The following is a 25,547-nucleotide window of genomic DNA, read 5'->3' as shown; positions in this document are numbered from 1 at the left end:
GTCGCACGTCCGCACCACCTACGCTCGACCGGGTGCCGGCTCCTCTCCCGAACGTCCCGCTCACCGGCTCGCTGGACGACCCCGCCCGGGCCCGCGACCTGGCGAGGATGAAGCGCCTGGCGACCGGCCTGTTCGTGCTCGCCGCCGCGGTCTTCCTCGCCTGCGTCCTGTTCGGCGGGGACCGTACCTGGGTCGGCTACGTCCGGGCGACCGCCGAGGCCTCGATGATCGGCGCGCTGGCCGACTGGTTCGCCGTCACCGCACTGTTCCGGCACCCGATGGGGCTGCCGATCCCGCACACCGCCGTCATCCCGCGCAAGAAGGACCAGATCGGCACCAGCCTGGGCACCTTCGTCCAGGAGAACTTCCTGACCCGGCGCGTGGTCGAGGAGCGGCTGGACGGCGTCGACGTCCCCGGCCGGCTGGGGGCCTTCCTGGCCTCCCCCGGCCGGGCCGAGCGGCTGGCCGGGGACGCGGGCAAGGCGCTGGGCGCCCTCACCGACCTCATCGAGGACGACGAGGTGCAGCAGGCGGTGTCGGCGTTCGTCGACCGCAAGCTCCGCGACACCCCGGCCGCCCCCGGTCTGGCCCGCGTGCTGGAGCTGGCCGTCGACGGCGACCGTCACCAGGAGGTGCTGTCGGCGGGGCTGACCGGGCTGGCGGAGTTCCTCGCCGACAACCGGCTGGTGTTCCGCACCCGACTGGGCGACGCCTCCCCCGCGTGGGTGCCCGACTGGGTCGACGACCGGGTGTTCGACCGGGTCTTCGACCTGCTGCGCGGCTTCCTCGCCGAGGTGGGCGCCGACCCCGGGCACCCGGTGCGGCAGGTCTACGACCGGCGGCTGCGCCGCTACGTGCACGCCCTGCGCACCGACCCCGACGCCGCCGCCCGGGTCGAGCAGTTCAAGGCCGAGGTGCTCGAGCACCCGGCGGTGCGCACCTGGTCGGGGTCGCTGTGGAGCACCGCCAAGGACGGCGTGGTCACCGCCGCCGCCGACCCGGACTCCGAGCTGCGGGCGCGGACCGTGCGGCTGGTCCTGGCCGGTGCCCGGCTTCTGCAGAGCGACCCGACGATCCGCGAGCTGGTGCAGCGGCAGTTCCGCCGGGGTGCGGGCTGGGCCGTCGAGCGCTTCGCCGGCGACGCCGCGGACCTGGTCGGCACCACCGTCGCCCGCTGGGACACCGAGGAGACCAGCCGGCGGATCGAGCTGCAGGTGGGCCGGGACCTGCAGTGGATCCGGGTCAACGGCACCGTCGTCGGCGGGCTGGCCGGTCTGGTGATCTACACGGTGGCGCAGCTGCTGTCCTGAGCGGTCAGGACACCAGCTTGAGCCCGGCGACGCAGCCGACGATGCCCAGCAGCAGCAGGACGCGCACCACCGAGGCCTGCTCCTGCCCCGACGCCATGGCGTACCCGGCGGTCAGTGCGGCGCCGATGCCCACCCAGACGGCGTAGGCGGTACCGACCGGCAGGCCGCGGAGGGCGTAGGCCAGCCCGGCCATGCTCCCGGCCAGCGCGACCACGAAGACGACGACCGGGCCGGGCTTCGAGAAGCTCTCCGAGCGGTCCAGGGCGTTGGCCCAGACCGCCTCGAGGGCACCGGACAGGACGAGGACGAACCAGTACACGAGGGCTCCCACGGTCGCCGTCTTGTCGCTGTCCGGGTACGGCGCCGCTCGTCCGGGAGGCCCGCTCACCGGGCTCCCCTCCAGGGTCGCACGTCTCCGCGGGCTCCGCCCCGGGTCGCACAGCCGGGTCGCGCGCCACGGGCCGTACGACATCTGCGCTCTCGTGGCCTCCGGGCCCGCTGGGCCCCGAGAACGCAGATCTCGCGCACCGCCGGCCGCCCTCCAGGGAGACGGCCGGCGGTGGGCCTACAGCGAGCGGCGGGCGGAGGCTGCGGCGAACAGGGCGATGCCGGCCGCGACGCTGACGTTCAGCGACTCGGTGTCCTTGGTGATCGGGATGGACAGCACCACGTCGCAGCGCTCGCGCACCAGCCGGGACAGCCCGGCGCCCTCGGCCCCGACCACCAGGGCGATCGGGTCGGCGAAGCCGTCGTACTCGTGGATGCCCATCTCGCCGTCGGCGGCCAGGCCGACCGTCTGCAGGCCGGCGTCCTGGTACGAGCCGAGGGCACGGGCGAGGTTGACCGCCCGGGCCACCCGCAGCCGGGCCGCGGCACCGGCGCTGGTGCGCCAGGCCGAGCCGGTCATGCCCACCGCGCGGCGCTCAGGGACGACGAGCCCGTGGGCATCGAAGGCCGCGGCCGAGCGGATGATCGCGCCCAGGTTGCGCGGGTCGGTGACGCCGTCCAGCGCCACGATCAGCGGCGGACGGCCGGAGTCGCGGGCGATGTCGAGCAGGTCGTCGGGGTGGGCGTAGTCGTACGGCGGCACCATCAGGCCGATGCCCTGGTGCAGCGCGTGGTCGCTCATCCGGTCGAACTCGGCCTTGCCCACCTCGAGCAGCGGCAGCCCGCGGTCGGCGGCCAGCTGCACCGACTCCGCGATCCGCTCGTCGGTGCCACCGCGGGTGGTGTCGCCGGTGACCACGTAGAGCGCGGTCGCCGGGATCGCCGCCCGCAGCGCCTCGAGGACCGGGTTGCGGCCGAGCAGCAGCTCGGGGGCCTCGGCGTTGCGCCGCTGCACCCGCTGCCGGTTGTCCTGGCGGGCGGCGGCGGCCTTGGCCGCCCGGTACGCCGGGTGGTGCGGTCGGTCGGTGGCCTTGGGGGTCGCACCTCGCCCCGCCAGAGAGCGGCGGTTCTTGCCGCCGGTCCCGGCGGTGGCGGTCTTCTTGCCCGCACCTTCCGAGCGGCCGCGTCGTTGGCTGTTGCCGGCCATCAGGTCAGCTCCCATCGTGTGCCCTGGGGGGTGTCCTCGACCTGCACGCCCAGGGCGCCGAGCTGGTCACGGATGGCATCGGCGGCCGCGTAGTCCTTGCGGGCGCGCGCCGCAGCACGCTGGTCCAGCGCGAGCTGGACCAGGCCGTCGGTGGCCTGCGCCAGGCGGCGGTCGCCGCCGGCGTCGGCCCACTGCGGGTGGAGCGGGTCGAGGCCGAGGACGCCGAGCATGGCCCGGACGGCGCCCAGCGCCGCGGCCAGGCCCTCGGTGTCGTCGGCGGCGAGCGCGGTGTTGCCCCGGGTGACGACCTCGTGCACGACCGCGACGGCGGCCGGGGTGCTCAGGTCGTCGTCCAGCGCGGCGGTGAAGGCGGCGGGCAGCTCGGGGGTCCCGGCGTCGGAGCCGACGACCTCGGCGGCCCGGCGCACGAAGGACTCCAGCCGCTGGTAGGCGGTGGCGGCCTCGGCGAGCGCGGGCTCACTGAACTCGATCATGGAGCGGTAGTGCGGGGCCACCAGGTAGTAGCGCAGCTCGACCGGGCGCACCCGCTGGACGACCTCGTCGACCAGCAGCGTGTTGCCCAGCGACTTGCTCATCTTCTCCCCGCCCATGGTGACCCAGGCGTTGTGCAGCCAGTACCGGGCGAACCCGTGACCGGCGGCCTGGGACTGGGCGCGCTCGTTCTCGTGGTGCGGGAAGCGCAGGTCCAGCCCGCCGCCGTGCAGGTCGAAGTCCGGGCCGAGGTACTTCTCGGCCATCGCCGAGCACTCGAGGTGCCAGCCCGGGCGGCCGCGGCCCCAGGGGGTGGCCCACGAGGCGGTGCTGGGCTCGCCGTCCTTGACGCCCTTCCAGAGCGCGAAGTCGCGCGGGTCGTGCTTGCGCTCGTCGGTCTCGGTGTCGGCGGCCGCCTGCAGCTCACCGAGCTTCTGACCCGACAGCTCGCCGTAGGCCGGGAACGAGCGGACGTCGAAGTACACGTCGCCGTCGACGGCGTAGGCGTGCCCGCGGTCGATGAGCGCAGCGATCAGCTCGACCATCTCCGGCACGTGCCCGGTCGCCCGCGGCTCGTAGGTGGGCGGCAGGGTGCCCAGCACCTCGTAGGCGCGGGTGGCGGCCCGCTCGTTCTCGTACGCCCAGGCCCACCACGGCTCACCGGCCGCGGCGGACTTGGCGAGGATCTTGTCGTCGACGTCGGTGACGTTGCGGACGTAGGTGACCTCGTGGCCGGTGTGGGTCAGCCAGCGGCGCAGGACGTCGAACGCGAGGGCGAAGCGCACGTGCCCGATGTGCGGGGGCCCCTGCACGGTCAGGCCGCAGACGTACATGGAGACCTGTCCTGCACGCAGGGGCGTGAAGTCACGCACGGCACGTGCTGCCGTGTCGTACAGGCGGAGGCTCACGGCCGCGATCCTACGGTCGTGATCGATCCGCTCTCGACCACGAGCGCGGTCGCCAGCGCAGCCCGGCCCTCCCCGCGGCCGGTCAGCCCGAGGCCGTCGGTGGTGGTGGCGGTGACCGTCACCGGCGCCCCGAGGGCCGCGGACAGCGCGGCCTCGGCCTCGGCCCGCCGGGTGCTGAGCTTGGGGCTGTTGCCGACCAGCTGGACGACGGCGTTGCCGACCTGCCAGCCGGCCGCGGCCAGCACCTCGCGGACGTGCTCGAGGACGGCGACGCCGCGGGCGCCGGCCCAGCGCGGGTCGTCGGTGCCCAGCAGCCCGCCGATGTCGCCCAGCCCGGCGGCGGACAGCACCGCGTCGGTGAGCGCGTGCGCGACCACGTCGCCGTCGGAGTGCCCGGCGCAGCCGTCGACGCCGGGCCACTCGAGGCCGGCCAGCCAGCAGGCCCGGCCGGGCTCGACCGGGTGCACGTCGGTGCCGAGCCCGACCCGGGGCAGTGGCGCGGTCACGCGGGCGCCTGCGCCCGGGCGACCTGGAGCTCGGCCAGCGCGAGGTCGTGGGCCACGGTGATCTTGGCGGCGCGCTCGTCACCGGCCACGGTGTGCACCGGGATGCCGGCGGCCCGGACGACGGAGGCGTCGTCGGTGAACTCCGCGGCGGTGCCGTGGGCGCGCCCGTAGGCCTCGACGAGGGTGGCCCGGTCGAAGCCCTGCGGGGTCTGCACCCGGCGCAGCGGGGAGCGCGGGACGTCGGCGGTCACCACGCCGTCGGCGTCCACGACGACGGTGGTGTCGACGACGGGCAGCACCGGCACGACCGCGCGGGCACCGGCGGCCAGCGCGGCGAGCACCCGGGCGACCACTGCCGGCGGGGTGAGCGGGCGGGCGGCGTCGTGCACCAGCACCGCGTCGGCGTGCTCGCGGGCGGCGGCCAGCGCCGCGCGCACCGAGGCGGTGCGGGTGTCACCGCCCACGACGACGTGCACGTCAGCGGGGAGGACGGCGACGAAGGCGGCCCGCTGCGGCGCGGGGACGGCCACGACGACCTCGGCCACCCCGCCGGCACGCAGCGACTCCACCGCCCAGACGACCAAGGGCCGGCCGTCGAGCGGCACGAGCGCCTTGGGGATCTCCGCCCCCAGACGCAGACCACTCCCGGCCGCTGCGACGATGCCGACAGCGTGCACGGGAGTGGTCTGGGGAGCGCCGACGGGAAGACCGGCGCCCTGGTGCTCGGTGCTCAGGAAGCCAGGACCTCGTCGAGCAGGATCTCGGCCTTGTCCTCGTTGGTGCCCTCAGCGAGCGCGAGCTCGCTGACCAGGATCTGACGCGCCTTGGAGAGCATGCGCTTCTCCCCGGCGGACAGGCCGCGGTCCTTGTCGCGACGCCAGAGGTCACGCACGACCTCGGCGACCTTGTTCACGTCGCCGGAGGCCAGCTTCTCGAGGTTGGCCTTGTACCGCCGCGACCAGTTGGTCGGCTCCTCGGTGTGCGGCGCACGCAGGACCTCGAAGACCTTGTCCAGGCCCTCCTGTCCGACGACGTCACGGACACCGACGATCTCGGCGTTGTCCGCCGGCACCCGGACCGTGAGGTCGCCCTGGGCGACCTTCAGCACGAGGTAGGACTTCTCGACGCCCTTGATGGTGCGCTGCTCGATCGCCTCGATGAGCGCCGCGCCGTGGTGCGGGTAGACAACGGTCTCGCCAACAGTGAAGCCCATGTGTATGTGACCCCTTTCGCTCACCCCAGGTTACCACGGCAGAATGCCGTCCGGCTCGTCAGAGTCCGACAAAAGTGCTGGTCAGCGGCGTGATCGTGGTCAGTCGGGGGTTGACAGGAGCGTGGTCGGTGTGCAGTTGCACAGCGGAACGGGGAGTCCGGGGGCGCCCCGGACGGCCCTGGCGCTCGCCCGCGCGACGCACCTGGAGCCCACGCTGGCGGTCACGACCGTCGCCGTGCTGCTCGCCGTGGCCGCCGGTGTCCCGGCCGGGCGCACGGTGTTGGTCGGGGTGGCCGTCGGCGCAGGTCAGGCCGCCATCGGCTGGTGCAACGACTGGCTGGACGCCGACCGGGACCGCGCCGTCGGCCGCACCGACAAGCCGGTCGTGCAGGGCTCCGTCACCCCCGGCCAGCTGCGCACCGCGACGGTCGCGGCCGCCGTCGTCACGGTCGTCACCTCCCTCGCGCTGGGCGTCGTCCCCGGCCTGCTGCTGCTCGTGCTGGTGGCCAGCGGGCTGGCCTACGACGCCGGCCTCAAGCGCACCGCGCTCTCCCCGCTGCCCTACCTGACCGGCTTCGGCGCGCTGCCGGCCGGCGTGGTGGCCGTGGCGCCGGGGACGCCCGGGGCGCCGTGGTGGCTCGTCGCCGCCGGCGCCGCGCTCGGCGGGGCCGCCCACGTGGCCAACGTGGCCCCCGACGTCGCCGACGACCTGGCCACCGGGGTGCGCGGGCTGCCGCACCGGGTCGGCCCGGTGCCCTCGGCGGTCGCCGGGGCCCTGCTGCTGGGCGCCTCCGCGCTGCTGCTGGTGTTCGGCCCCGACGGCACGCCGGGGCTGCGCGGCTGGCTGGTCTGCGTGGTCGCCGTCCCGGCCGTGGTGGTCGCCGCGCTGGCCGGCAGCCCCCGCGGCCGGCGGCTGGCCTTCCCCGCCGTCCTGCTGCTGACGGTGCTCGACGTCCTCCTGCTGCTGTCCGGCGGGGCGGCGCTCACCTAGGGGGCGTCGGTGCCGCGCCGCCGCTCCTGGTCGACGACGAGGTCGAGGTCCTTGAGCCGGGTGAGACCGGTCAGCGGCTGGCGCATCCGCTGGTTGGCGGCCAGCCGCTCCCGGTTGCGCTCCAGGAAGGCCCAGTAGCCGGCGGTGAAGGGGCAGGCGTCCTCCCCCACCCGCTTCTTCGGGTCGTACCGGCAGCCGCCGCAGTAGTCGCTCATCCGGTCGATGTAGGCCCCGCCGGCGGCGTAGGGCTTGGTGGCCAGCACCCCACCGTCGGCGTGCTGGCTCATCCCCACCACGTTGGCGACCATCACCCAGTCGTAGCCGTCGAGGAACATGCGGTGGAACCAGTCGGTGATGGCCAGCGGCTCGATGCCGCGCTGCAGCGCGTAGTTGCCCAGCACCATCAGCCGCGGGATGTGGTGCACCCAGCCCCGCTCCCGGACGTCGGAGAGCACCGAGGACAGGCAGTTCGCGTCGACCGCCTCGGCCTCCAGCTCGCCCATCCAGCCCGGCACCTCCTCGTGGGCGTCGAGGGCGTTGCCGTGCCGGTACTCGCGGCCCAGTTGCCAGTACAGGTGCCAGATCCAGTCCCGCCAGCCCATGACCTGGCGGACGAAGCCCTCCACCGAGTTCAGCGGCAGCGGGTCCCCGGCGGCCACGGACTCCCGCCACGCGGCGTCCGCGCGGTGGACGACGTCGGCGGGGTCGACCAGCCCGAGGTTCAGCGACACCGACATCATCGAGTGGGCCAGCCAGGGGTCGCCGCTGAGCATCGCGTCCTCGTGCGGACCGAAGGCGCGCAGCCGGTGGGTGAGGAAGTCCTCCAGCCGTTCCTGGGTCTCGGCGTGGGTGACCGGGAACAGCCGCGGTCCGTCGGACCCGACGAAGGAGACGTCGCCGGCGGCCTCCCAGGCGTCGAGGTCGGCGCGCACCTGCGCGTCGATCTCGTCCTCGACCGGCATCCACGGCGCCGGGACGCCGACCCGGCCGTCGGCGGGCGGGGGCTGCCGGTTGTCGTGGTCGAGGTTCCAGGTGCCCCCGGCGGGCTGGTCGCCGTCCATCAGGACGTCGTGGACGCGGCGGGCCACCCGGTAGAAGTCGTCCATCAGCAGCCGCTGGCGCCCCCGGCCGCCCGCCCAGCGGCGGAAGTCCGCCTGCCGGGTGACGAACCCGCGCGCCTCCAGCACGGTCACGCCGGGACGGCGGAGGACGAAGTCGCGGGCCGGCCAGGTCGTGGGCGCGCACACCGACAACGGCTCGTGCACCTGGTCGAGGGCCTCGGCATAGCTGTCGGTCTGCAGGAAGACCGCCTGGTCCCCGAGCTCGGCCGCGCGGTGCCGGAGCGCCGACAGCAGCAGGTGCGCCTTCTGCCGGTGGAACCGCCGCCGCCGGAACACGCCCCTGGACTCGATCAGCAGGACCGGCTGGTCCGGCGCGTCGAGGAAGTGCGGCCCCAGCTGGTCGGCGAACAGCCAGCGCCTCGTGCCGGGCGCCTGAGCAGGGAACTCGCCCAGTGCCGGGTCACCGTCGCCGGGCATCGTGCTGTCGGTCCGTACCGCCATGTCCCTCACCTCCCAGCGGACATCCTGGGTGGACCGTTACGATCTGCGCGACTCGTGCCGCTCCTCCCCGGAGCGGACGGCACGTCCCTGGAGGTCGACGCTGTGATCCGCGCACCGCGCGCTGCTGCCATCGGTGCCCTGCTGCTCGCCCCCGTGGTGCTGTCGGCCTGCAGCGCCGGGCAGGTGACCCAGACGAACACCCAGGAGCAGAACTTCGGCGCCCAGATGGACGTCGGCCCGATCAGCCTCCGTGCCCTGGAGCTGCCCTACCCGACCGGCGGCACCTACCCCAGCGGCAGCGAGGCCCGCCTGCTGGGCGCGGTCGTCAGCACCGCCGACACCGAGGACACCCTCGTCGGCATCAGCGGCGAGTCCTTCGAGGACGTCGAGGTGGTCGACCCGAACGCCGAGGAGCCGGCCGACGGTGCCGCGCCCGCGGGCATCTCGCTGCCCGTGCCGGCCGACGGGACGCTGTTCCTCAGCAACGGCCAGGGCCCCGCGGTCACCCTCGTCGGGCTGTCCGAGGAGCTGCAGGTCGGCGACTACGTCGACGTGACCTTCTCCTTCACCGAGTCCGGTGACGTCACCGTGCCCGTGCCGGTGGGCGTGTCCCAGCGCGACCTGCCCCGCGGCGAGGCCTTCGACTTCCAGCCGGAGGAGGAAGAGGAGCAGCAGGGCGGCGGCAGCGCCCCGTGACCTCCGGGGCGACCCCGTCGCCTCATCCGGGGTCGCCCTCCCGGGAACTGTCGTACCCCGCTGACACCCTGACGGCGTGCCCGCTCCTGGTGTGAAGTCCCGCCCCGCCCACCGCTGCACCGAGTGCGGTTACTCCTCGGCCAAGTGGGTCGGCCGCTGCCCGGAGTGCCAGGCCTGGGGCACCGTCCAGGAGATCGGCGGTGTCGGCTCGTCCCCGCTGCGCGCGGTGGCGGCCGGCCCGGTCAGCTCCCGCGCCCTCCCCATCGGGCAGGTCGAGCTGGCCGGCGCCCACGCGGTGCCCACCGGCATCCCCGAGTTCGACCGCGTGCTGGGCGGTGGCCTGGTCCCCGGCGCGGTGCTGCTCGTCGCCGGTGAGCCCGGCGTGGGCAAGTCCACGCTGCTGCTGGAGGTCGCCCACCGGGTGGCTGCGGCCAACGGCCCCACGCTGGTCGTGTCCGGCGAGGAGTCCGCAGCCCAGGTCCGGCTGCGCGCCGAGCGGATCGGCGCCCTGCACGACGAGCTCTACCTCGCCGCGGAGACCGAGCTGTCCGCGGTCCTGTCCCATGTCGAGGACGTGAACCCCACGCTGCTGGTGCTCGACAGCGTCCAGACCGTCCGCTCCCCTGCGGTCGACGGCACCGACGGCGGCGCCACCCAGGTCCGCGCGGTCGCCAGCGCCCTCAGCGCCGTGGCCAAGGCGCGCAACATGACCACCATCCTGGTCGGCCACGTCACCAAGGACGGCGCCATCGCCGGGCCGCGGGCGCTGGAGCACCTGGTCGACGTGGTCATCTCCTTCGACGGCGAGCGGCACTCCACGCTGCGGCTGGTGCGGGCCACGAAGAACCGGTTCGGCCCGGCCGACGAGATCGGCTGCTTCGAGATCGGCGACGGCGGCGTCGTGGGCGTGCCCGACCCCTCGCACCTGTTCGTCTCCCGCCGTTCGGCCCCGGTGCCCGGCAGCTGCGTCACGGTGACCATGGAGGGCAGCCGCCCGCTGCTGGCCGAGGTGCAGGCGCTGGTGGCCACCTCGGGCGGCGGCGGGTCCCCGCGCCGGGCGGTGAGCGGCCTGGACTCCCAGCGGGTGGCCATGGTCAACGCCGTCGTCGAGCGGCGCGGTGGGGTCAAGCTGGCCGACGCCGACGTCTTCGCCGCCTCGGTGGGCGGCGTGCGCATCCTGGAGCCGGCCGCCGACCTCGCGCTGGCGCTGGCGATCGCCTCCGCAGCCAAGGACCGCCCGCTGCCCGCCGGCCTCGTGGCCATCGGCGAGGTCGGCCTCTCCGGGGAGATCCGCCGGGTCGGGGGCACCGCGCGACGGCTGGCCGAGGCGGCCCGGCAGGGCTACACCGCCGCCCTCGTGCCGGTCGACTCCGGCCCGGCGCCGCAGGGGATCCGGCTGATCGAGGTGGCCGACCTGGCCGGCGCCATCCACCGGCTCTGGTGACGTCCGCGGTCCCCCCGCCGGCCCCCGCTCGGCGGGCAGAGACCTGCGGTGATCCCCCGCCGCGCCCCACCCCGTAGAATCGGCCTCTGTTCCGCCCGACCGTCAGGAGCGCTCGTGCCCCCCGCTGTGGACCCCGAGGCCGCGCTGCGGGACCTGTTGGGGCGCATCGCCCCCGGAACCGCCCTCCGGGACGGCCTGGAGCGGATCCTCGCCGGCCGCACCGGTGCGCTGATCGTGCTCGGCTACGACCGGGTGGTCGAGTCGCTGTGCACCGGCGGCTTCGCCCTCGACGTGGCGCTGTCGGCCACCCGCCTGCGCGAGCTGGCCAAGATGGACGGCGCGGTGATCGTCTCCTACGACGGCAGCCGCATCGTGCGGGCCGGGGTGCACCTCATGCCCGACCCGACCATCCCCACCGAGGAGTCGGGCACCCGGCACCGCACCGCCGAGCGCGTGGCCCTGCAGACCGACTTCCCGGTGATCTCGGTCAGCCAGTCGATGCACATCATCTCCGTCTACGTGGCCGGGCGGCGCTACACCCTGGAGCACCCCACGACGATCCTGGCCCGGGCCAACCAGGCGCTCGCCGCCCTGGAGCGGTACAAGCTCCGGCTCGACGAGGTCGCCAGCACCCTGTCGGCGCTGGAGATCGAGGACCTGGTCACGGTCCGGGACGCGATGAGCGTCAGCCAGCGGCTGGAGATGGTGCGGCGGATCGCCGACGAGATCGAGGGCTTCGTCGTCGAGCTGGGCACCGACGGGCGGCTGCTGGCCCTGCAGCTGGACGAGATGCTCGCCGGGGTCGAGGAGGACCGCGGCCTGCTGGTGCGCGACTACCTGCCCAGCGGTCGCCGCAACCGCACCGGCGAGGAGGTCCTCACCGACCTCCGGGCGCTGACCGCCACCGAGCTGCTCGACCTCTCCGCGGTCGCCCGCTGCTACGGCCTGCCCACCTCACCCGACGCGCTCGACTCCCCGGTCAGCCCGCGCGGCTACCGGCTGCTCGCCCGGGTCCCCCGGCTGCCGGCCAGCATCATCGACCGCCTGGTCACCCACTTCGGCGGGCTGCAGAAGCTGCTGGCCGCGACCATCGAGGACCTCCTGGCCGTCGAGGGCGTCGGCGAGGCCCGGGCGCGCGGCATCCGCGAGGGCCTGTCCCGCCTGGCCGAGACCTCGATCCTCGACCGCTACAGCTGAGGGAGGACCCGGTCCCCCTCACCCCTCGCTCGCTCGGGGCGAGCCTCAGGACGGGGCCGTAGCGGCTCCGGCCCCCTTCAGGGTCGTGACGCGAGCCGTGGGCGGTGAGGAGGTCCGTCCTCAGGTGAGGGTGAAGGTGGCGTCCGGGCTGACCTTGGTGTCCAGCCGGCCGCGCAGCACGTAGGTGCCGGCGGGCGGGTTGGTGCGGCCCGCAGCGCAGCCCGGCTCGCTGGTCAGCCCGCTCCAGGGCACGGGGAAGCCCACGGTCTCCCCCGGCTGCAGGGTCCGCTGCTCCACGGTGGTCTCCGGGAAGCAGTCGTTGCTGCCCCAGACCCGGTCGCCGGCTCCGTCGATCAGGATGATCTCCTGCAGCGCCGCGTCCACCGCGCGCACGCAGGCGGCCGGCGAGACGTTGGTGACCACGAGCTGGAACGTCGGCTTGCTGCCCACCGGGGCGCTGGCCGGGTCGGGCCGCACCTCGACGCCGAGCGCGTCGTCGCCGCACGGTCCGCCCGCCGTCGGGCCCGCGGGCACCTCGGCCGCCGGGGCCTCGGACGTCGCCGGGGCCGACGACGGCGCCGCGGTCGGCACCTGTACCGCGGCCAGCGAGGGGACCACCTGCTCCAGCCCCGGCGTCGTGCGCGCGGCGTCGTTCGAGGGGGCGGCCACCGTGGCGTCGCCGTCCGGGCTCCCGGAGGCGAGGGCGGCGCCCAGCCAGCCACCACCGCCCAGGACGCCCACGGCGCAGCCGAGCGCCAGCAGACGCCGCCGCCAGTAGACGGCGGCGGGCAGGGGGCCGACCGGGTGCAGCACGCTGCGACGCTAACCGGCGCCTCGGATCGCGCTGCAGGCGCCACGCCACTATCGCCGAGGGTGCGCCTCCGCGGGCGGCGCCGCCGACACTCCGTCCCGGCGAGGCGTGACGGTGCGTGCTGACGCGCGCAGTCCGATGACCCCGTTCGGGACGTCGTCCGGGCCGGGCACACTGGACGCTCGTGAGCACCCTCCCCGCCCCGCCCACCGGCTCCTCGGGTGACCCGGTCGGCGAGGTGATCGTCGACTGGTACGCCGGTGCGGCCCGCGACCTGCCGTGGCGCGCTCCCGGGACCGACCCGTGGGCGGTGCTGGTCAGCGAGGTGATGCTGCAGCAGACCCCGGTGGCGCGGGTGGAGCCCGTCTGGCGCGAGTGGCTGGCCCGCTGGCCCACCCCGGCGGCCATGGCCCAGGCCAGCCCGGCCGAGGTGATCCGCGCGTGGGGGAAGCTCGGCTACCCCCGCCGTGCCCTGCGGCTGCGTGAGGCGGCCGTGGCCGTCACCGAGCGGCACGGCGGGCTGGTGCCGGCCGAGGTCGAGGAGCTGGAGGCGCTGCCCGGGGTGGGCACGTACACAGCGCGGGCGGTGTCCTGCTTCGGCCACCACCGCCGCCAGCCCGTCGTGGACACCAACGTGCGGCGGGTCGTGGCCCGGCTGGTGCACGCGCAGGCCGAGGCGGCCCCGGCGCGGGCCGCCGACCTGACCGACATCGCCGCGCTGGCCCCGGAGGACCACGACCGCGCGGTGCGGTTCTCCGTCGCCGTCATGGAGCTCGGCGCCCTGGTCTGCGTCGCCGGGACGCCGCGCTGCCCGGCGTGCCCGGTCCGGGACCGTTGCGCCTGGCGGCTGGCCGGGTCCCCCGCGTACGACGGGCCACCACGCCGGGTACAGGGCTTCGCCGGCACCGACCGGCAGGTGCGTGGCCGGCTGCTCGACGTGCTGCGGGCGGCGTCCGAGCCGGTGCCGGCCGAGGCCCTGACGCCGGTCTGGGACGACGCCGTCCAGCGGTCCCGCTGCCTGGACTCGCTGCTGGTCGACGGGCTGGTCGCGCAGACCGAGGACGGCCGGTTCACCCTCCCCGACTGACGACCCCGTGGCGTGCCGTCCGCCTCGGCCCGACACGACCCTCAGGGACGAGGCTCGTCGGCCCCCGGGTCGCTCGGCCGGGGGTGGCGGGGCTGGACACCGCGGGGGCGGCGAGGGGGCGTGCGGTCCCGCAGGGTGAGCAGCGCGCCCAGCACCATGGCCACCACGGCCACGGCGAGCAGGAGGGTCCGCAGCCAGCCCGGCCAGCTGGTGGCCTGCTGCACCAGCACCGTCGCCCCGACCATCGCGGCGGCGATCAGCAGCCCGCCGTAGGCCGGCGTCCGCATCGGGTGGTCACCGCGGGCCATGGGTCCCCCTGTCCTGGCTCACCGTGCGTGCTCCTGGCTCAGCGCACGGGGTGAGCCAGGAGCACGCACGATCAGCTCTCCTGATCCCGGGGCAGGCCGGGAACGACAGAGGCCGCCCGTGCTCCGGAGAGCAGGGACGGCCTCGTCGGTTCCGCCCCTGCCTCCCGTAGCGAGCTACGGGGGGCAGGGGTCCTCGGTCACTCGGCGGCGAGGGCCTGCGGGCCTTCGTCGTCGCCGTCGGCGGCCGCGAGGGCCACCGGCGGGGTGTCGGGGAGGTCGACCGGCTTGGTCTCCGACCGGAAGGTGAACTTCGACAGCACCGTGTCGGCGTTCTCCTCCACGTCCACCACGATGATCTCGCCGGAGGCGATCTCGCCGTAGAGGATCTTCTCGCTCAGCGCGTCCTCGATCTCGCGCTGGATGGTCCGACGCAGCGGACGGGCACCCAGCACCGGGTCGAACCCGCGGGCCGCCAGCAGCTTCTTGGCTGCCGGTGTGACCTCGAGCGACATGTCCTTGTTCGCCAGCTGCGTCTCGACCCGGGCGAGCATCAGGTCGACGATGTGGACGATCTCGTCCTCGGTCAGCTGGTGGAACACGACGATGTCGTCGATGCGGTTGAGGAACTCCGGCCGGAAGTGCTGCTTGAGCTCCTCGTTGACCTTGAGCTTCATCCGCTCGTAGTTGCTCGAGGTGTCGTTCCCGGACTGGAAGCCCAGGCCGACGGCCTTGGAGATGTCCCGGGTACCGAGGTTCGTGGTCAGGATCAGGAGCGTGTTCTTGAAGTCCACGATCCGGCCCTGGCCGTCGGTGAGCCGGCCGTCCTCGAGCACCTGCAGCAGCGTGTTGAAGACGTCGGCGTGCGCCTTCTCGATCTCGTCGAAGAGGACCACCGAGAACGGCTTGCGCCGCACCTTCTCGGTCAGCTGGCCACCCTCGTCGTACCCGACGTAGCCGGGAGGGGCACCCACGAGCCGCGACACGGTGAACTTGTCGTGGAACTCGCCCATGTCGATCTGGATGAGGGCGTCGTCCTCGCCGAAGAGGAACTGCGCGAGCGCCTTGGCCAGCTCGGTCTTACCGACACCCGAGGGGCCGGCGAAGATGAACGAGCCACCGGGACGACGGGGGTCCTTGAGGCCCGCCCGCGTGCGCCGGATCGCCTGGGAGACGCTCTTGATGGCCTCTTCCTGGCCGATGATCCGCTTGTGGAGCTCGTCCTCCATGCGGAGCAGGCGCGAGGTCTCCTCCTCGGTCAGCTTGAAGACCGGGATGCCGGTCCAGTTCGCCAGGACCTCGGCGATCTGCTCGTCGTCGACCTCGGCGACGACGTCCATGTCGCCGGCCTTCCACTGCTTCTCGCGCTCGGACTTCTCGCCCAGCAGCTGCTTCTCCTTGTCGCGGAGAGAGGCGGCCTTCTCGAAGTCCTGGGCGTCGATCGCCGACTCCTTCTCGCGGCGGATGCCGGAGATGCGGTCGTCGAACTCGCGGAGGTCCGGCGGGGCGGTCATCCGCTTGATGCGCATCCGGGCGCCGGCCTCGTCGATCAGGTCGATCGCCTTGTCGGGCAGGAAGCGGTCGGAGATGTACCGGTCGGCCAGCGTCGCGGCAGCCACGAGCGCGCTGTCGGTGATGCTGATCCGGTGGTGCGCCTCGTAGCGGTCGCGCAGGCCCTTGAGGATCTCGATCGTGTGGGCGAGCGTCGGCTCCTCCACCTGGATCGGCTGGAAGCGGCGCTCGAGAGCGGCGTCCTTCTCCAGGTGCTTGCGGTACTCGTCGAGCGTGGTGGCACCGATGGTCTGCAGCTCACCACGGGCCAGCATCGGCTTGAGGATGCTCGCCGCGTCGATCGCGCCCTCAGCGGCACCGGCCCCGACGAGGGTGTGGATCTCGTCGATGAACAGGATGATGTCGCCGCGGGTGCGGATCTCCTTGAGGACCTTCTTGAGCCGCTCCTCGAAGTCACCGCGGTAGCGGGAACCGGCGACGAGGGCACCGAGGTCGAGGGTGTAGAGCTGCTTGTCCTTCAGCGTCTCGGGCACCTCGCCCTTGACGATGGCCTGGGCCAGGCCCTCGACCGCAGCGGTCTTCCCGACACCGGGCTCGCCGATGAGGACGGGGTTGTTCTTGGTGCGGCGGGACAGCACCTGCATGACCCGCTCGATCTCCTTGGCCCGGCCGATGACCGGGTCGAGCTTGCCGTCACGGGCGGCCTGGGTCAGGTTGCGGCCGAACTGGTCGAGGACCAGCGAGGTCGACGGGGTGCCCTCGGCAGGGCCGCCGGCAGCGGCCGGCTCCTTGCCCTGGTAGCCCGACAGCAGCTGGATGACCTGCTGGCGGACGCGGTTGAGGTCTGCACCCAGCTTGACCAGGACCTGGGCGGCGACACCCTCGCCCTCGCGGATCAGGCCGAGCAGGATGTGCTCGGTGCCGATGTAGTTGTGGCCGAGCTGCAGCGCCTCGCGCAGCGACAGCTCGAGGACCTTCTTGGCACGCGGGGTGAAGGGGATGTGACCGGAGGGCGCCTGCTGGCCCTGCCCGATGATCTCCTCGACCTGCTGACGCACGCCCTCCAGCGAGATGCCGAGGGACTCCAGCGCCTTGGCAGCGACGCCCTCACCCTCGTGGATCAGACCCAGGAGGATGTGCTCGGTGCCGATGTAGTTGTGGTTGAGCATCCGGGCCTCTTCTTGCGCCAGGACGACCACCCGACGGGCTCGGTCGGTGAACCGTTCGAACATCTGCTGTTTCCCCTCTGACCGGCTGGACCTGCTGTGCTCGTGACCCCTGGCGGGACCGTGGACACCCGACGTGCGTCGGCGCGCTGGGCACCGGTCGTTCCACTGTAGTTCGCGCCACCCACCCAGCGTCGGGATGAGGCCGTCGTGCGTCGTGCGGGTGGCTCGATGGAGACAACTGTCGTCCCAGGAACGGTGTTCCGCCCCCTTTACGCCGACAGCGGACGCCTGCCGCGGGACGGACCGGCCCCGGACGCACGACGACCCGGCACCTCGAGGAGGCGCCGGGTCGTCGTACTGCCGCGGACGGCGGGTGTTGCGCGTGTGCGCAGGTTCAGTGTGCGGCCTCGTAGGCCTCGACGACGCTGCCGGGGATGCGGCCGCGGTCGCTGACCTCGTGGCCGTTCTTGCGGGCCCAGTCGCGGATCGCGCCGGCCTGCTCGCGGTCCATCCGGCCACCGCCGCCGGCCGGGGCGGCGCCACCGGTCGCGCGGGAACGGCCGGCACCGGAGGACCGGGTCCCGCGGCTGCTCACCTTGCGGGCGGCGTCGACGTACTTCGCGAAGACGTCGCGCATCTCCGAGGCGTTCTTGTCCGACAGGTCGATCTCGTACGTCGTCCCGTCGAGGGAGAACGTGACCGTCTCGTCAGCGGCGATGCTGTCGTCGAGGTCGTCGCTCAGGATCACCTGGACCTTGCGTGCCATTTGTGTTCTCGCTCTCGTTGTTGCGCCGGTGCGATTGGCCCCCGCGTTCGCGAGGCCATTGCACCACGTTCACGACGCAAGAGCACAATCCCCTTCACACATTCCGGTGACATCGGCCCGGAAAATGCGGGTCATTGATGGAGCGGCCGCACCAATGGGAACAGGATCGTCTCCCGGATACCGAGGCCGGTCAGCGTCATCATGAGCCGGTCGATGCCCAGCCCGACACCGGCGGTGGGCGGCATGCCGTACTCGAGTGCCTCGAGGAAGTCCTCGTCCAGCGCCATCGCCTCGGCGTCACCGGCCGCGCCCAGCAGCGACTGCTGGGTGAGCCGCTCGCGCTGGACGACCGGGTCGACGAGCTCGGAGTAGCCGGTGCCACGCTCGATGCCGCCGATGTAGAGGTCCCACTTCTCGGCCACACCGGGGTCGGTGCGGTGCGCGCGGGTCAGCGGCGAGGTGTCCACGGGGTAGTCGATGACGAAGGTCGGCGACTGCAGCGTGTGCTGGACCAGGGCCTCGAACAGCTCCTCGACGACCTTTCCCGGGAGCCAGGCGGGGTCGACGCCGATCTCATGGGTCTCGGCCAGTTCCCGCAGCCGCTCGATCGGCGTCTGCGGGGTGACCTCCTCGCCGACCGCTTCCGAGACCACCGAGTACAGCTTGACCTGTGGCCATTCTCCGGAGAGGTCGATCTCGGTGCCGTCGTGGTGCCGGGCGACCTGGTCGCCGAACAACGCCGTGCAGCATTCCTGGATCAGTTCCCGGGTGATGCGTGCACCGTCGGTGTAATCACCGTAGGCGGCGTAGAACTCCAGCATCGCGAACTCCGGCGAGTGCGAGGAGTCCGCGCCCTCGTTCCGGAAGTTGCGGTTGATCTCGAAGACGCGGTCGAGCCCACCGACGATGCACCGCTTGAGGAACAGCTCGGGTGCGATGCGCAGGTACAGGTCGAGGTCGAAGGCGTTCATGTGCGTGCGGAACGGCCGCGCGGTGGCACCGCCGTGCACCGTCTGCAGCATGGGGGTCTCGACCTCGAGGAAGTCGCGGGCGGCCAGCCCGGCGCGCAGCGCGGTCATCACCGCGGCGCGCTGCCGGACGGTGCGGCGGGCCTCGTCGCGGACGATCAGGTCGACGTAGCGGCGGCGGACCCGCAGCTCCTCGCTCATCGGCTTGTGCGCCACCGGCAGCGGGCGCAGCGACTTGGCCGCCATCTCCCACGTGTCGGCGAAGACCGACAGCTCGCCGCGCCGCGACGTCCCGACCTCGCCGGTGACCAGCACGTGGTCACCGAGGTCGACGTCGGCCTTCCAGGCGGCCAGCGCCTCGGGGCCCACCCGGTCGACCGAGAGCATGACCTGCAGTTCTGTGTCGCCCTCGCGCAGCGTCGCGAAGCAGAGCTTGCCGGTGTTGCGGGAGAAGATGACCCGGCCGGTGACACCGACCTGCTGACCGGTCATGGTGTCCGACTCGAGGTCGGGGTGCGCGGCGCGCACGTCGGCCAGCGACGTCGTGCGGGCGACGGTGACCGGGTAGGGGTCGGTGCCCGACTCGCGCATCCGGTCGAGCTTGGCCCGACGGACGCGCAGCTGCTCGGGCAGCTCGTCGTCGGGCAGGCCGGCGGTGGGGTCGGACTCCGCGCCCCGGACCGCTCCCCGCTCGTCGCTCGTCGCGATGGTCTCGGTGCGGTCGTCGGACGGGGGCTGCTCACTCACGGCCACGAGACTACGGGCGCCGGGACGCCGTCCCGCCACCGCTGGCCTGATCGCGCTCGAACGCCAGGCGCAGGCCGTGCACGGTGAGATCGGGCTCACGCGCCCCGACCGTCCGGCAGCTGTCGGCCACCAGGGAGTGCAGCCCCCCGGTGGCGACCACGACCGGCGCGGTGCCGAACTGGGCGACCAGCTCCGCGGCGATCCGGCCCACCAGTCCGTCGACCAGACCGGCGAAGCCGAGCACCAGGCCGGACTGCAGCGCGGCCACCGTGTTCTTGCCGATCGCCTGCGGGGGCACGCGCAGCTCCACCGAGCGCAGCTGCGCGGCCCGGGCGGCCAGCGCGTCCAGGCTGACCTCGACCCCGGGGGCCAGCGCGCCGCCCAGGAACTGCCCGTCGGGGCCGACGGCGTCGACGTTGGTCGAGGTGCCGAAGTCCACGACCACCACCGGACGCCCCTGCCCGTCGGGCGCGCTGCCGTACAGCTCGTGCGCGGCGAGCGCGGTGACCACCCGGTCCGCGCCCACCTCGCGCGGGTTGTCGACGTGCAGCGGGACGCCGGTGCGCACCCCCGGCCCGATGAGGGTGACCGGGACGGCCAGGGAGCCCAGCAGCTCGCGCAGCGCCGGCAGCAGCGCGGGGACGGTGGAGCAGGCCGCGACCCCGGTCAGCTCGGTGCCGGCCAGCAACCCGCGCCAGAGCAGCCGCAGCTCGTCGGCGGTGGAGTGCGCGTGCGTGGTGACCCGCCAGCCACCGACCCGCCGGTCGCCGTCGAAGGTGGCCAGCACGGTCTGGCTGTTGCCCACGTCGACGGTGAGCAGCACCGCTCAGCCCACCCGCAGGTCGAGGGCCAGGTCCAGGATCGGCGAGGAGTGGGTCAGCGCGCCCACGGACAGGAAGTCGACCCCGGTCTCGGCGTACTCCCGCGCGACCGCCAGGGTCAGCCCGCCGGTGGCCTCGAGCTCGACGTCACGGTCGCCCACGGCCGCGACGGCCTGCCGCAGCTGGTCGGGGGTCATGTTGTCCAGCAGCAGGAAGTCCGCGCCGGCCTCCACCGCCTCGGTGACCTGGGCGACGGTGTCGCACTCCACCTGCACCGGCACCCGCGGGGCGCGCTCGCGCACCATCGCGACGGCGGCGGCGACCGAGCCCGCGGCGGTCACGTGGTTGTCCTTGACCATGGCCACGTCGTACAGGCCCATCCGCTTGTTCGACCCGCCCCCGCAGCGCACCGCGTACTTCTCCAGCGGGCGCAGCCCGGGGGTGGTCTTGCGGGTGTCGAGCACCGTGGCCCCGGTGCCGGCGATCGCGTCGGCCCAGGCCCGGGTGTGGGTGGCGATGCCGCTGGCCCGGCTGGCGATGTTCAGCGCGCTGCGCTCGGCCGCCAGCAGCGCCCGCACCGGCCCGCGCACGGTCAGCAGCACGTCGCCTCGGCGGACCCGGTCGCCGTCGGTGGCCGAGGCGGTGAGGGTCGCGCCGGGGGCCAGCCGGCGGAAGACCCGTGCGGCCACCGGGAGACCGGCGAGGACGCCGTCCGCGCGGGCGACCAGGTCCGCCGTCCCGAACTGCGTGCCGGGCACGGTGGCGGCGCTGGTGACGTCGTAGCCCACCGCGACGTCGGGCGCGCTGGGCAGCGGCGGGCCGCCGGTGAGGTCCTCGGTGAGCGTGCGCTCGACCAGCTCGTCGACCCAGGCCGCGCTCAGCCCGGTGCCGGTCAGGTCCGTGGGGTGGCTGGTCACGCCGTCCATCCTGCCGGTCACCGCCACTGCGTTCCTGCTCCCCGCCCGCTCACCACCGGACGGCGACGGGCTCGCCTACCCGGCGGCGGGCCAGGGTGACCCGCCCGCCGTCGTCCAGCCGGACGTCGAGGTGCACCCGCCACGCGTCGGCGGCGTCGGAGTGGTCCTCCCGCCAGTGGCAGCCGCGGGTCTCCTCGCGGGCGGCGGCCGCGGCGGTGATCGCGGTCGCCACGGTCAGCAGGTCGGTGGCCTCCCAGCCGGGCACGCCGGGGACGGCGGTGGTGCGCTCCTCCAGCCCGGCCAGCTCCCCGGCCGCCCTCGCCAGCCCCGGTCCGGTGCGCAGCGCGCCGACCAGGGCGGACATGGTGGCCGTGAGCGGGCCGCGGGCCGCCGCGTCGACCAGCCCCTGCGGGCGCGGGTCGACCGGTGCGGGGGCGGCCGGGACCGGCAGCTCGCGGGCCAGCGCCTCCCCGATCCGGCCGGCGAACACCAGCCCCTCGAGCAGCGAGTTCGACGCCAGCCGGTTGGCCCCGTGCACGCCGGTGCAGGCGACCTCGCCGCAGGCGTAGAGCCCGGGCACGGTGGTGCGCCCGTGCAGGTCGGTGGCCAGCCCGCCGGAGGCGTAGTGCGCGGCGGGGGTGACCGGGACCAGGTCGGTGACCGGGTCGACGCCGGCCTCCCGGCAGCGGGCGACGATGGTCGGGAACCGCTCGGCCAGGCCGGGGATGCCGCGGGCGTCGAGCCACACGTGGTCGACGCCGTCGCGCAGCTGCACCCGGGTGATGGCCTTGGCCACGACGTCCCGGGGTGCCAGCTCGGCGAGCTCGTGCGCGCCGACCATGAACCGCTCCCCCGCGTCGTCGCGCAGCACCGCGCCCTCGCCGCGCAGCGCCTCGGAGACCAGCGGCTGCTGCCCGCGGGAGTCCGGGCCGAGGTAGAGCGCCGTGGGGTGGAACTGGACGAACTCCAGGTCGGTGGCGACCGCGCCGGCCCGCAGGCCCAGCGCGACGCCGTCGCCGGTGGACACCGAGGGGTTGGTGGTGGCGGCGTAGACCTGGCCCATGCCGCCGGTGGCCAGCACCACGGCCCGGGCGCGCACGGCCCCGACGCCGTCGGCGCTGCCCTCACCGAGCACGTGTAGGGTCACCCCGGCGGCCCGGCCCGCGACGTCGGTGAGCAGGTCCAGCACCATTGCGTGCTCGACCAGCGTGATGCCCGGGTCGGCGGAGACGGCGTCGTGCAGCGCCCGCTGCACCTCCGCGCCGGTGGCGTCCCCGCCGGCGTGGACGATCCGGTCGGTGGAGTGCCCGCCCTCGCGGGTGAGCAGCAGGTGGCCGGCGGCGTCGCGGTCGAAGGCGGCGCCCCAGCTGATCAGCTCCTGCAGCCGCTCCGGGCCCTCGGTGACCAGCGCCCGGACGGCGTCGTCGTCGCAGAGCCCGACGCCGGCGACCTCGGTGTCCCGGGCGTGCGCGCCGGGGGTGTCGGTCGCGGACAGCACGGCGGCGATCCCGCCCTGCGCCCAGCGGGTCGAGCCGTCGTCCACCTCGACCTTGGTGACGACGGCGACGGACAGCCCGGAGGCGCGGGCGTGCAGCGCCACGCACAGGCCGGCGACGCCGGAGCCCACCACGCAGACGTCGGCGGTGAGCTCCCACCCGGGCTCGGGCGCGCTCAGCCGCGACGGCAGACCGGTCATCGGACCGGTACGCCCTGGGGGCTCCGCTGCTGGTCCGCAGCCCCCGGGACGGGGGCGGAGGGGTCCGCGCCGAGCTCGACGACCCGGTTGGCGGCGTCGACGTGCACCACGCGCGGCAGGAACGACTTGGCCTCGGTCTCGTCCATGAGGCCGTAGGTGATCAGGATGACCAGGTCGCCGGGGTGCACCAGGTGCGCGGCGGCACCGTTGATGCCCAGCACGCCGCTGCCGCGCTCGCCGGGGATCACGTAGGTCTCCAGCCGGGCGCCGTTGGTGACGTCGACGATGGCCACCTGCTCGCCGGCCAGCAGGTCGGCGGCGTCCATCAGGTCCTCGTCGACGGTCACCGAGCCGACGTAGTGGAGGTCGGCCTGGGTCACCGTCGCGCGGTGGACCTTGCTCTTGAGCATCGTGCGCATCATCGGGGGCTCCCCAGTTCCAGTGCGAGATTGTCGATCAGCCGGGTGCTGCCGGCGCGGGCGGCGACCAGCAGGCGGGCGGGTCCGGCGGCCGGGGGCGGCCCCAGCTCCGGCGAGGTGAGCTCCAGGTAGTCCGGGACCAGCCCCGGCGCCCCGGCGAGCACCGCCCCCGCCGCGGCGAGGACGGCGTCGGCGCCCCGCGGCCCGGCCGCCGCACCGGCGCGCAGCGCGGCGGACAACGCCGCGGCGGCCGCCCGCTGTTCCGCGGACAGGTAGCGGTTGCGGCTGGACAGCGCGAGGCCGTCGTCCTCCCGCACGGTGGGGACGCCGACGACGTCGACGCCCAGCGCGAGCTCGCGGGCCATCGCCCGGATCAGGGTGAGCTGCTGGTAGTCCTTCTCGCCGAAGACGGCGACGTCCGGGCGGACCAGCCCGAACAGCTTCGCCACCACCGTGAGCACGCCGGCGAAGTGACCGGGGCGGACGGCGCCCTCCAGCACGTCGCCCAGCGGACCGGGGTGCACGGTCACCCCGGCGGCACCGGGCGGGTACACCTCGTCGACCGGCGGGTGGAAGACCAGGTCGGCGCCCTCGGCGGCCAGCGCGGCGAGGTCGGCGTCCCAGGTGCGCGGGTAGCGGTCGAAGTCCTCCCCCGGCCCGAACTGCGTCGGGTTGACGAAGACCGAGACCACGACGCTGCCGCCGCGCTCGCGGGCGGCGCGCACCAGGGTGCGGTGGCCCTCGTGCAGCGCGCCCATGGTCGGCACCAGCACGACCGGCCCGGGCAGGGCGGCCCGCAGCCGGCGGAGCTCCGCGGTCGTCTCGGCGACGGTCGGGGTGGCGGGCCCGCTCATCGGGTGGCCTCCTCGGTCGAGCCGCGCAACAGCTCCAGCAGCGGGGCGCCCTCGTGGGGGCGGAGCCGGCCGGCGGCCAGGGCACGCTCGGTGGTGCGCCGGGCCAGCGCGACGTAGGCGTCGACCGCCGCCGGTGCCCGCTCGCCCAGCGTCTGCAGGTGGCCGGTGACGGTGCCCACGTCCCCGCGGCTGACCGGGCCCGTGAGGGAGCGGTCGCCGCGGCGCAGGGCGCCCTCGAGAGCGGCGGTGAGCAGCGGGGTGAGCACGCGGGCAGGGTCCTCGACGCCGGCGGCGCGCAGCAGGTCGGCGGCCTCGGCGACCAGCGTGACCAGGTGGTTGGCGCTGCCGGCCAGGGCCGCGTGGTAGAGCCCGCGGTCGGCCTCGGCGACCCAGGTGGGCTCCCCGCCCATCTCCAGCACGAGGGCCTCGGCGACCGGGCGGTGCTCGGGACGGCTGGTCACGCCGAAGGGCACGGCGACCAGCCGGTGCACGTCCTCGGGGGCGCCGGTGAAGGTCATCGCCGGGTGCAGGGCCAGCGGCAGCACGCCGGCGTCCTCGGCGGGGGCGAGCACGCCGATGCCGGCCGCCCCGGAGGTGTGGAAGGCCAGCTGGCCGCGGCGCCAGGCGCCGGTCTCGGCGAGCCCGGTGACCAGGCCGGCGAGGGTGTCGTCGGGGACGGCCAGCACGACGAGGTCGCTGGCGGCGACCACCTGGTCGGCGCGCAGCAGCGGCACCCCGGGCAGCAGCCGGGCGGCGCGCGCGCGGGAGGCGGCGGACAGTCCCGAGGCGGCGACCACCTCGTGGCCGGCGGTGGCGAGCGCGGCGCCGAGGACGGCGCCGACCCGGCCGGCGCCGATCACGCCCACGCGCAGGCGGGCGGGGGCCTCGGCGGCCGGGGGCAGCCCGGCGGCGGGTACGGCAGCGGGCGCAGCGGCGGTCGCGCGCGGACGGACGGACATCCCGTGCACCTCTCGTTCCAGTCCCGTGCGGGTACCGGACTCAGGTCGCGTCGGCCCACGTCGTCGTGGACCGCTGGGTGGTGCGGGTCGAGCGGGTGCTCGTCGAGCGACGGGGCCACCTGCTGCAACCACCCTCGGCGGGTGTGTCACACACGTGAACCGTCTGAGCCGAGTGTGTTACCGGCCGGGCGGCGCGGCAACGTCCCTCCGGTGTGTGCTGGCTCACCGACCGGTGGGCGGTCAGTCGCGGCCCAGCACCCGGGCCAGCACGTCGTCGCCGTCCTCCTGGCCCTCCTCGCGATAGCGGCGCCGCCCCGACCGGCCGCCGCTGGGCGCCGCGACGCCGCTCTCGGCCAGGATCTGCTCCAGCCGTGCGTGGCCGGCGGGCGCGGGCGGTGCACCGGGGGCGTTCGGCGCTGGAGCACTGTGGGTCTCGTCGTCGGGCACGCCTGCGCCGTCGGACGACGCCCAGGCGGTGCTGCCGGTGCCCGCACCCCGGTCCAGCCAGGACGGCGGCTCGTAGGCAGCGCCCTCGTCGGAGGGGTGCACGTCCGAGCGGCTCTCGTCCGCAGCGCCCTCGTACACAGCACTCCGGTAGGACGGGCTCTCGTAGGACGGGCTCTCGAAGGACGGCGCCCCGTAGGTCGTCGGCTCGTACGACGA

The 25,547-nt window shown here is 74.5% G+C and carries 25 protein-coding genes and 1 riboswitch; of the genes, 6 read left to right on the top strand and 19 right to left on the bottom strand.

Features of this window, described 5'->3' with window-relative positions; all coding sequences use genetic code 11:
• Positions 1-32: 32 nt before the first annotated feature.
• Entirely contained in the window at positions 33-1,310 is a 1,278-nt protein-coding gene (locus GCU67_RS11120) for a DUF445 family protein (protein WP_163611286.1), read from the top strand.
• 4 nt (positions 1,311-1,314) lie between these two features.
• On the opposite strand, the gene GCU67_RS21880 is transcribed toward GCU67_RS11120, so the two are convergent.
• From GCU67_RS21880 to GCU67_RS11090, 6 genes are all read right to left on the bottom strand, one after another.
• Entirely contained in the window at positions 1,315-1,641 is a 327-nt protein-coding gene (locus GCU67_RS21880) for a DMT family transporter (RefSeq protein ID WP_338104934.1), read from the bottom strand.
• Positions 1,640-1,708, bottom strand: a riboswitch (guanidine-III (ykkC-III) riboswitch). It overlaps the preceding gene by 2 nt.
• Before the next feature lie 167 nt (positions 1,709-1,875).
• Positions 1,876-2,844, bottom strand: coding sequence for a 23S rRNA (guanosine(2251)-2'-O)-methyltransferase RlmB (gene rlmB, locus GCU67_RS11110; protein WP_163611285.1), 969 nt, complete (start codon positions 2,842-2,844; stop codon positions 1,876-1,878).
• Entirely contained in the window at positions 2,844-4,244 is a 1,401-nt protein-coding gene (gene cysS / locus GCU67_RS11105) for a cysteine--tRNA ligase (protein WP_163611284.1), read from the bottom strand. The genes rlmB and cysS overlap by 1 nt, the downstream gene beginning before the upstream one ends.
• Entirely contained in the window at positions 4,241-4,750 is a 510-nt protein-coding gene (gene ispF, locus GCU67_RS11100; protein WP_163611283.1) for a 2-C-methyl-D-erythritol 2,4-cyclodiphosphate synthase, read from the bottom strand. The genes cysS and ispF overlap by 4 nt, the downstream gene beginning before the upstream one ends.
• Positions 4,747-5,427, bottom strand: a complete 681-nt coding sequence (gene ispD, locus GCU67_RS11095) for a 2-C-methyl-D-erythritol 4-phosphate cytidylyltransferase (RefSeq protein ID WP_163611282.1) — start codon at positions 5,425-5,427, stop codon at positions 4,747-4,749. Before ispD ends, ispF begins: the two co-directional genes overlap by 4 nt.
• A gap of 53 nt (positions 5,428-5,480) precedes the next feature.
• Positions 5,481-5,963 (bottom strand): CarD family transcriptional regulator, encoded by a 483-nt coding sequence (locus GCU67_RS11090; protein ID WP_092799526.1) that lies wholly within the window; start codon positions 5,961-5,963, stop codon positions 5,481-5,483.
• Between the two features lie 130 nt (positions 5,964-6,093).
• On the opposite strand from GCU67_RS11090, the gene GCU67_RS11085 reads away from it, so the two are divergent.
• Positions 6,094-6,954: a UbiA family prenyltransferase gene (locus tag GCU67_RS11085; RefSeq protein ID WP_338104933.1), complete on the top strand. Its 861-nt coding sequence runs from the start codon at positions 6,094-6,096 to the stop codon at positions 6,952-6,954.
• On the opposite strand, the gene GCU67_RS11080 is transcribed toward GCU67_RS11085, so the two are convergent.
• Complete coding sequence (locus GCU67_RS11080) at positions 6,951-8,516, bottom strand: cryptochrome/photolyase family protein (RefSeq protein ID WP_211661186.1); 1,566 nt, start codon at positions 8,514-8,516, stop codon at positions 6,951-6,953. The two genes, GCU67_RS11085 and GCU67_RS11080, sit on opposite strands and share 4 nt — an antisense overlap.
• Before the next feature lie 102 nt (positions 8,517-8,618).
• Between GCU67_RS11080 and GCU67_RS11075 the strand changes: the two genes are divergently transcribed.
• The 3 genes from GCU67_RS11075 (at position 8,619) to disA (ending at position 11,853) form a co-directional block, all read left to right on the top strand.
• Entirely contained in the window at positions 8,619-9,212 is a 594-nt protein-coding gene (locus GCU67_RS11075) for a copper chaperone PCu(A)C domain-containing protein (RefSeq protein WP_163611280.1), read from the top strand.
• Between the two features lie 76 nt (positions 9,213-9,288).
• Complete coding sequence (radA, locus tag GCU67_RS11070; protein WP_163611279.1) at positions 9,289-10,656, top strand: DNA repair protein RadA; 1,368 nt, start codon at positions 9,289-9,291, stop codon at positions 10,654-10,656.
• A gap of 114 nt (positions 10,657-10,770) precedes the next feature.
• The gene (disA, locus tag GCU67_RS11065; protein ID WP_163611278.1) at positions 10,771-11,853 is read left to right on the top strand and encodes a DNA integrity scanning diadenylate cyclase DisA; all 1,083 of its coding nucleotides are present in this window, start codon (positions 10,771-10,773) and stop codon (positions 11,851-11,853) included.
• Between the two features lie 120 nt (positions 11,854-11,973).
• On the opposite strand, the gene GCU67_RS11060 is transcribed toward disA, so the two are convergent.
• A complete protein-coding gene (locus GCU67_RS11060) occupies positions 11,974-12,666 on the bottom strand; it encodes a MucR family transcriptional regulator (RefSeq protein WP_163611277.1) in 693 nt (230 codons plus the stop codon).
• A 182-nt stretch (positions 12,667-12,848) separates the two neighbouring features.
• Here GCU67_RS11060 and GCU67_RS11055 point away from each other — a divergent pair, with 182 nt between their 5' ends.
• A complete protein-coding gene (locus tag GCU67_RS11055; protein ID WP_163611276.1) occupies positions 12,849-13,751 on the top strand; it encodes an HhH-GPD family protein in 903 nt (300 codons plus the stop codon).
• Positions 13,752-13,792: 41 nt separating this feature from the next.
• Here the strand turns inward: GCU67_RS11055 and GCU67_RS11050 are convergent, their stop codons facing one another.
• The 11 genes from GCU67_RS11050 to GCU67_RS11000 all read right to left on the bottom strand — a co-directional run.
• A complete protein-coding gene (locus GCU67_RS11050) occupies positions 13,793-14,059 on the bottom strand; it encodes a hypothetical protein (protein WP_211661185.1) in 267 nt (88 codons plus the stop codon).
• A 197-nt stretch (positions 14,060-14,256) separates the two neighbouring features.
• Positions 14,257-16,800, bottom strand: coding sequence for an ATP-dependent Clp protease ATP-binding subunit (locus tag GCU67_RS11045; protein WP_163611275.1), 2,544 nt, complete (start codon positions 16,798-16,800; stop codon positions 14,257-14,259).
• A 331-nt stretch (positions 16,801-17,131) separates the two neighbouring features.
• Positions 17,132-17,503, bottom strand: a complete 372-nt coding sequence (locus GCU67_RS11040) for a histone-like nucleoid-structuring protein Lsr2 (RefSeq protein ID WP_163611274.1) — start codon at positions 17,501-17,503, stop codon at positions 17,132-17,134.
• Positions 17,504-17,634: 131 nt separating this feature from the next.
• On the bottom strand, positions 17,635-19,218 hold the full coding sequence (gene lysS, locus GCU67_RS11035; protein WP_420846352.1) for a lysine--tRNA ligase: 1,584 nt from the start codon (positions 19,216-19,218) through the stop codon (positions 17,635-17,637).
• A gap of 10 nt (positions 19,219-19,228) precedes the next feature.
• Positions 19,229-20,041, bottom strand: a complete 813-nt coding sequence (locus GCU67_RS11030) for a type III pantothenate kinase (RefSeq protein ID WP_163611272.1) — start codon at positions 20,039-20,041, stop codon at positions 19,229-19,231.
• A gap of 3 nt (positions 20,042-20,044) precedes the next feature.
• Positions 20,045-20,956, bottom strand: a complete 912-nt coding sequence (gene nadC, locus GCU67_RS11025; protein ID WP_338104932.1) for a carboxylating nicotinate-nucleotide diphosphorylase — start codon at positions 20,954-20,956, stop codon at positions 20,045-20,047.
• A gap of 49 nt (positions 20,957-21,005) precedes the next feature.
• On the bottom strand, positions 21,006-22,652 hold the full coding sequence (locus tag GCU67_RS11020) for an L-aspartate oxidase (protein WP_163611271.1): 1,647 nt from the start codon (positions 22,650-22,652) through the stop codon (positions 21,006-21,008).
• On the bottom strand, positions 22,649-23,074 hold the full coding sequence (panD, locus tag GCU67_RS11015; RefSeq protein ID WP_163611270.1) for an aspartate 1-decarboxylase: 426 nt from the start codon (positions 23,072-23,074) through the stop codon (positions 22,649-22,651). The genes GCU67_RS11020 and panD overlap by 4 nt, the downstream gene beginning before the upstream one ends.
• A complete protein-coding gene (gene panC / locus GCU67_RS11010; protein WP_163611269.1) occupies positions 23,071-23,925 on the bottom strand; it encodes a pantoate--beta-alanine ligase in 855 nt (284 codons plus the stop codon). Before panC ends, panD begins: the two co-directional genes overlap by 4 nt.
• Positions 23,922-24,884 (bottom strand): Rossmann-like and DUF2520 domain-containing protein, encoded by a 963-nt coding sequence (locus GCU67_RS22435; protein ID WP_163611268.1) that lies wholly within the window; start codon positions 24,882-24,884, stop codon positions 23,922-23,924. The genes panC and GCU67_RS22435 overlap by 4 nt, the downstream gene beginning before the upstream one ends.
• 240 nt (positions 24,885-25,124) lie before the next feature.
• On the bottom strand, positions 25,125-25,547 hold a 423-nt coding region (locus GCU67_RS11000), incomplete at its 5' end, for a hypothetical protein (protein WP_211661184.1).

The sequence above is a fragment of the Modestobacter muralis genome (assembly GCF_010682105.1).
In the GTDB taxonomy this organism is placed as follows: domain Bacteria; phylum Actinomycetota; class Actinomycetes; order Mycobacteriales; family Geodermatophilaceae; genus Modestobacter; species Modestobacter muralis.
Note: the sequence above shows the minus strand (reverse complement) of the source record. Positions and strands in the feature narration are given on the sequence as shown.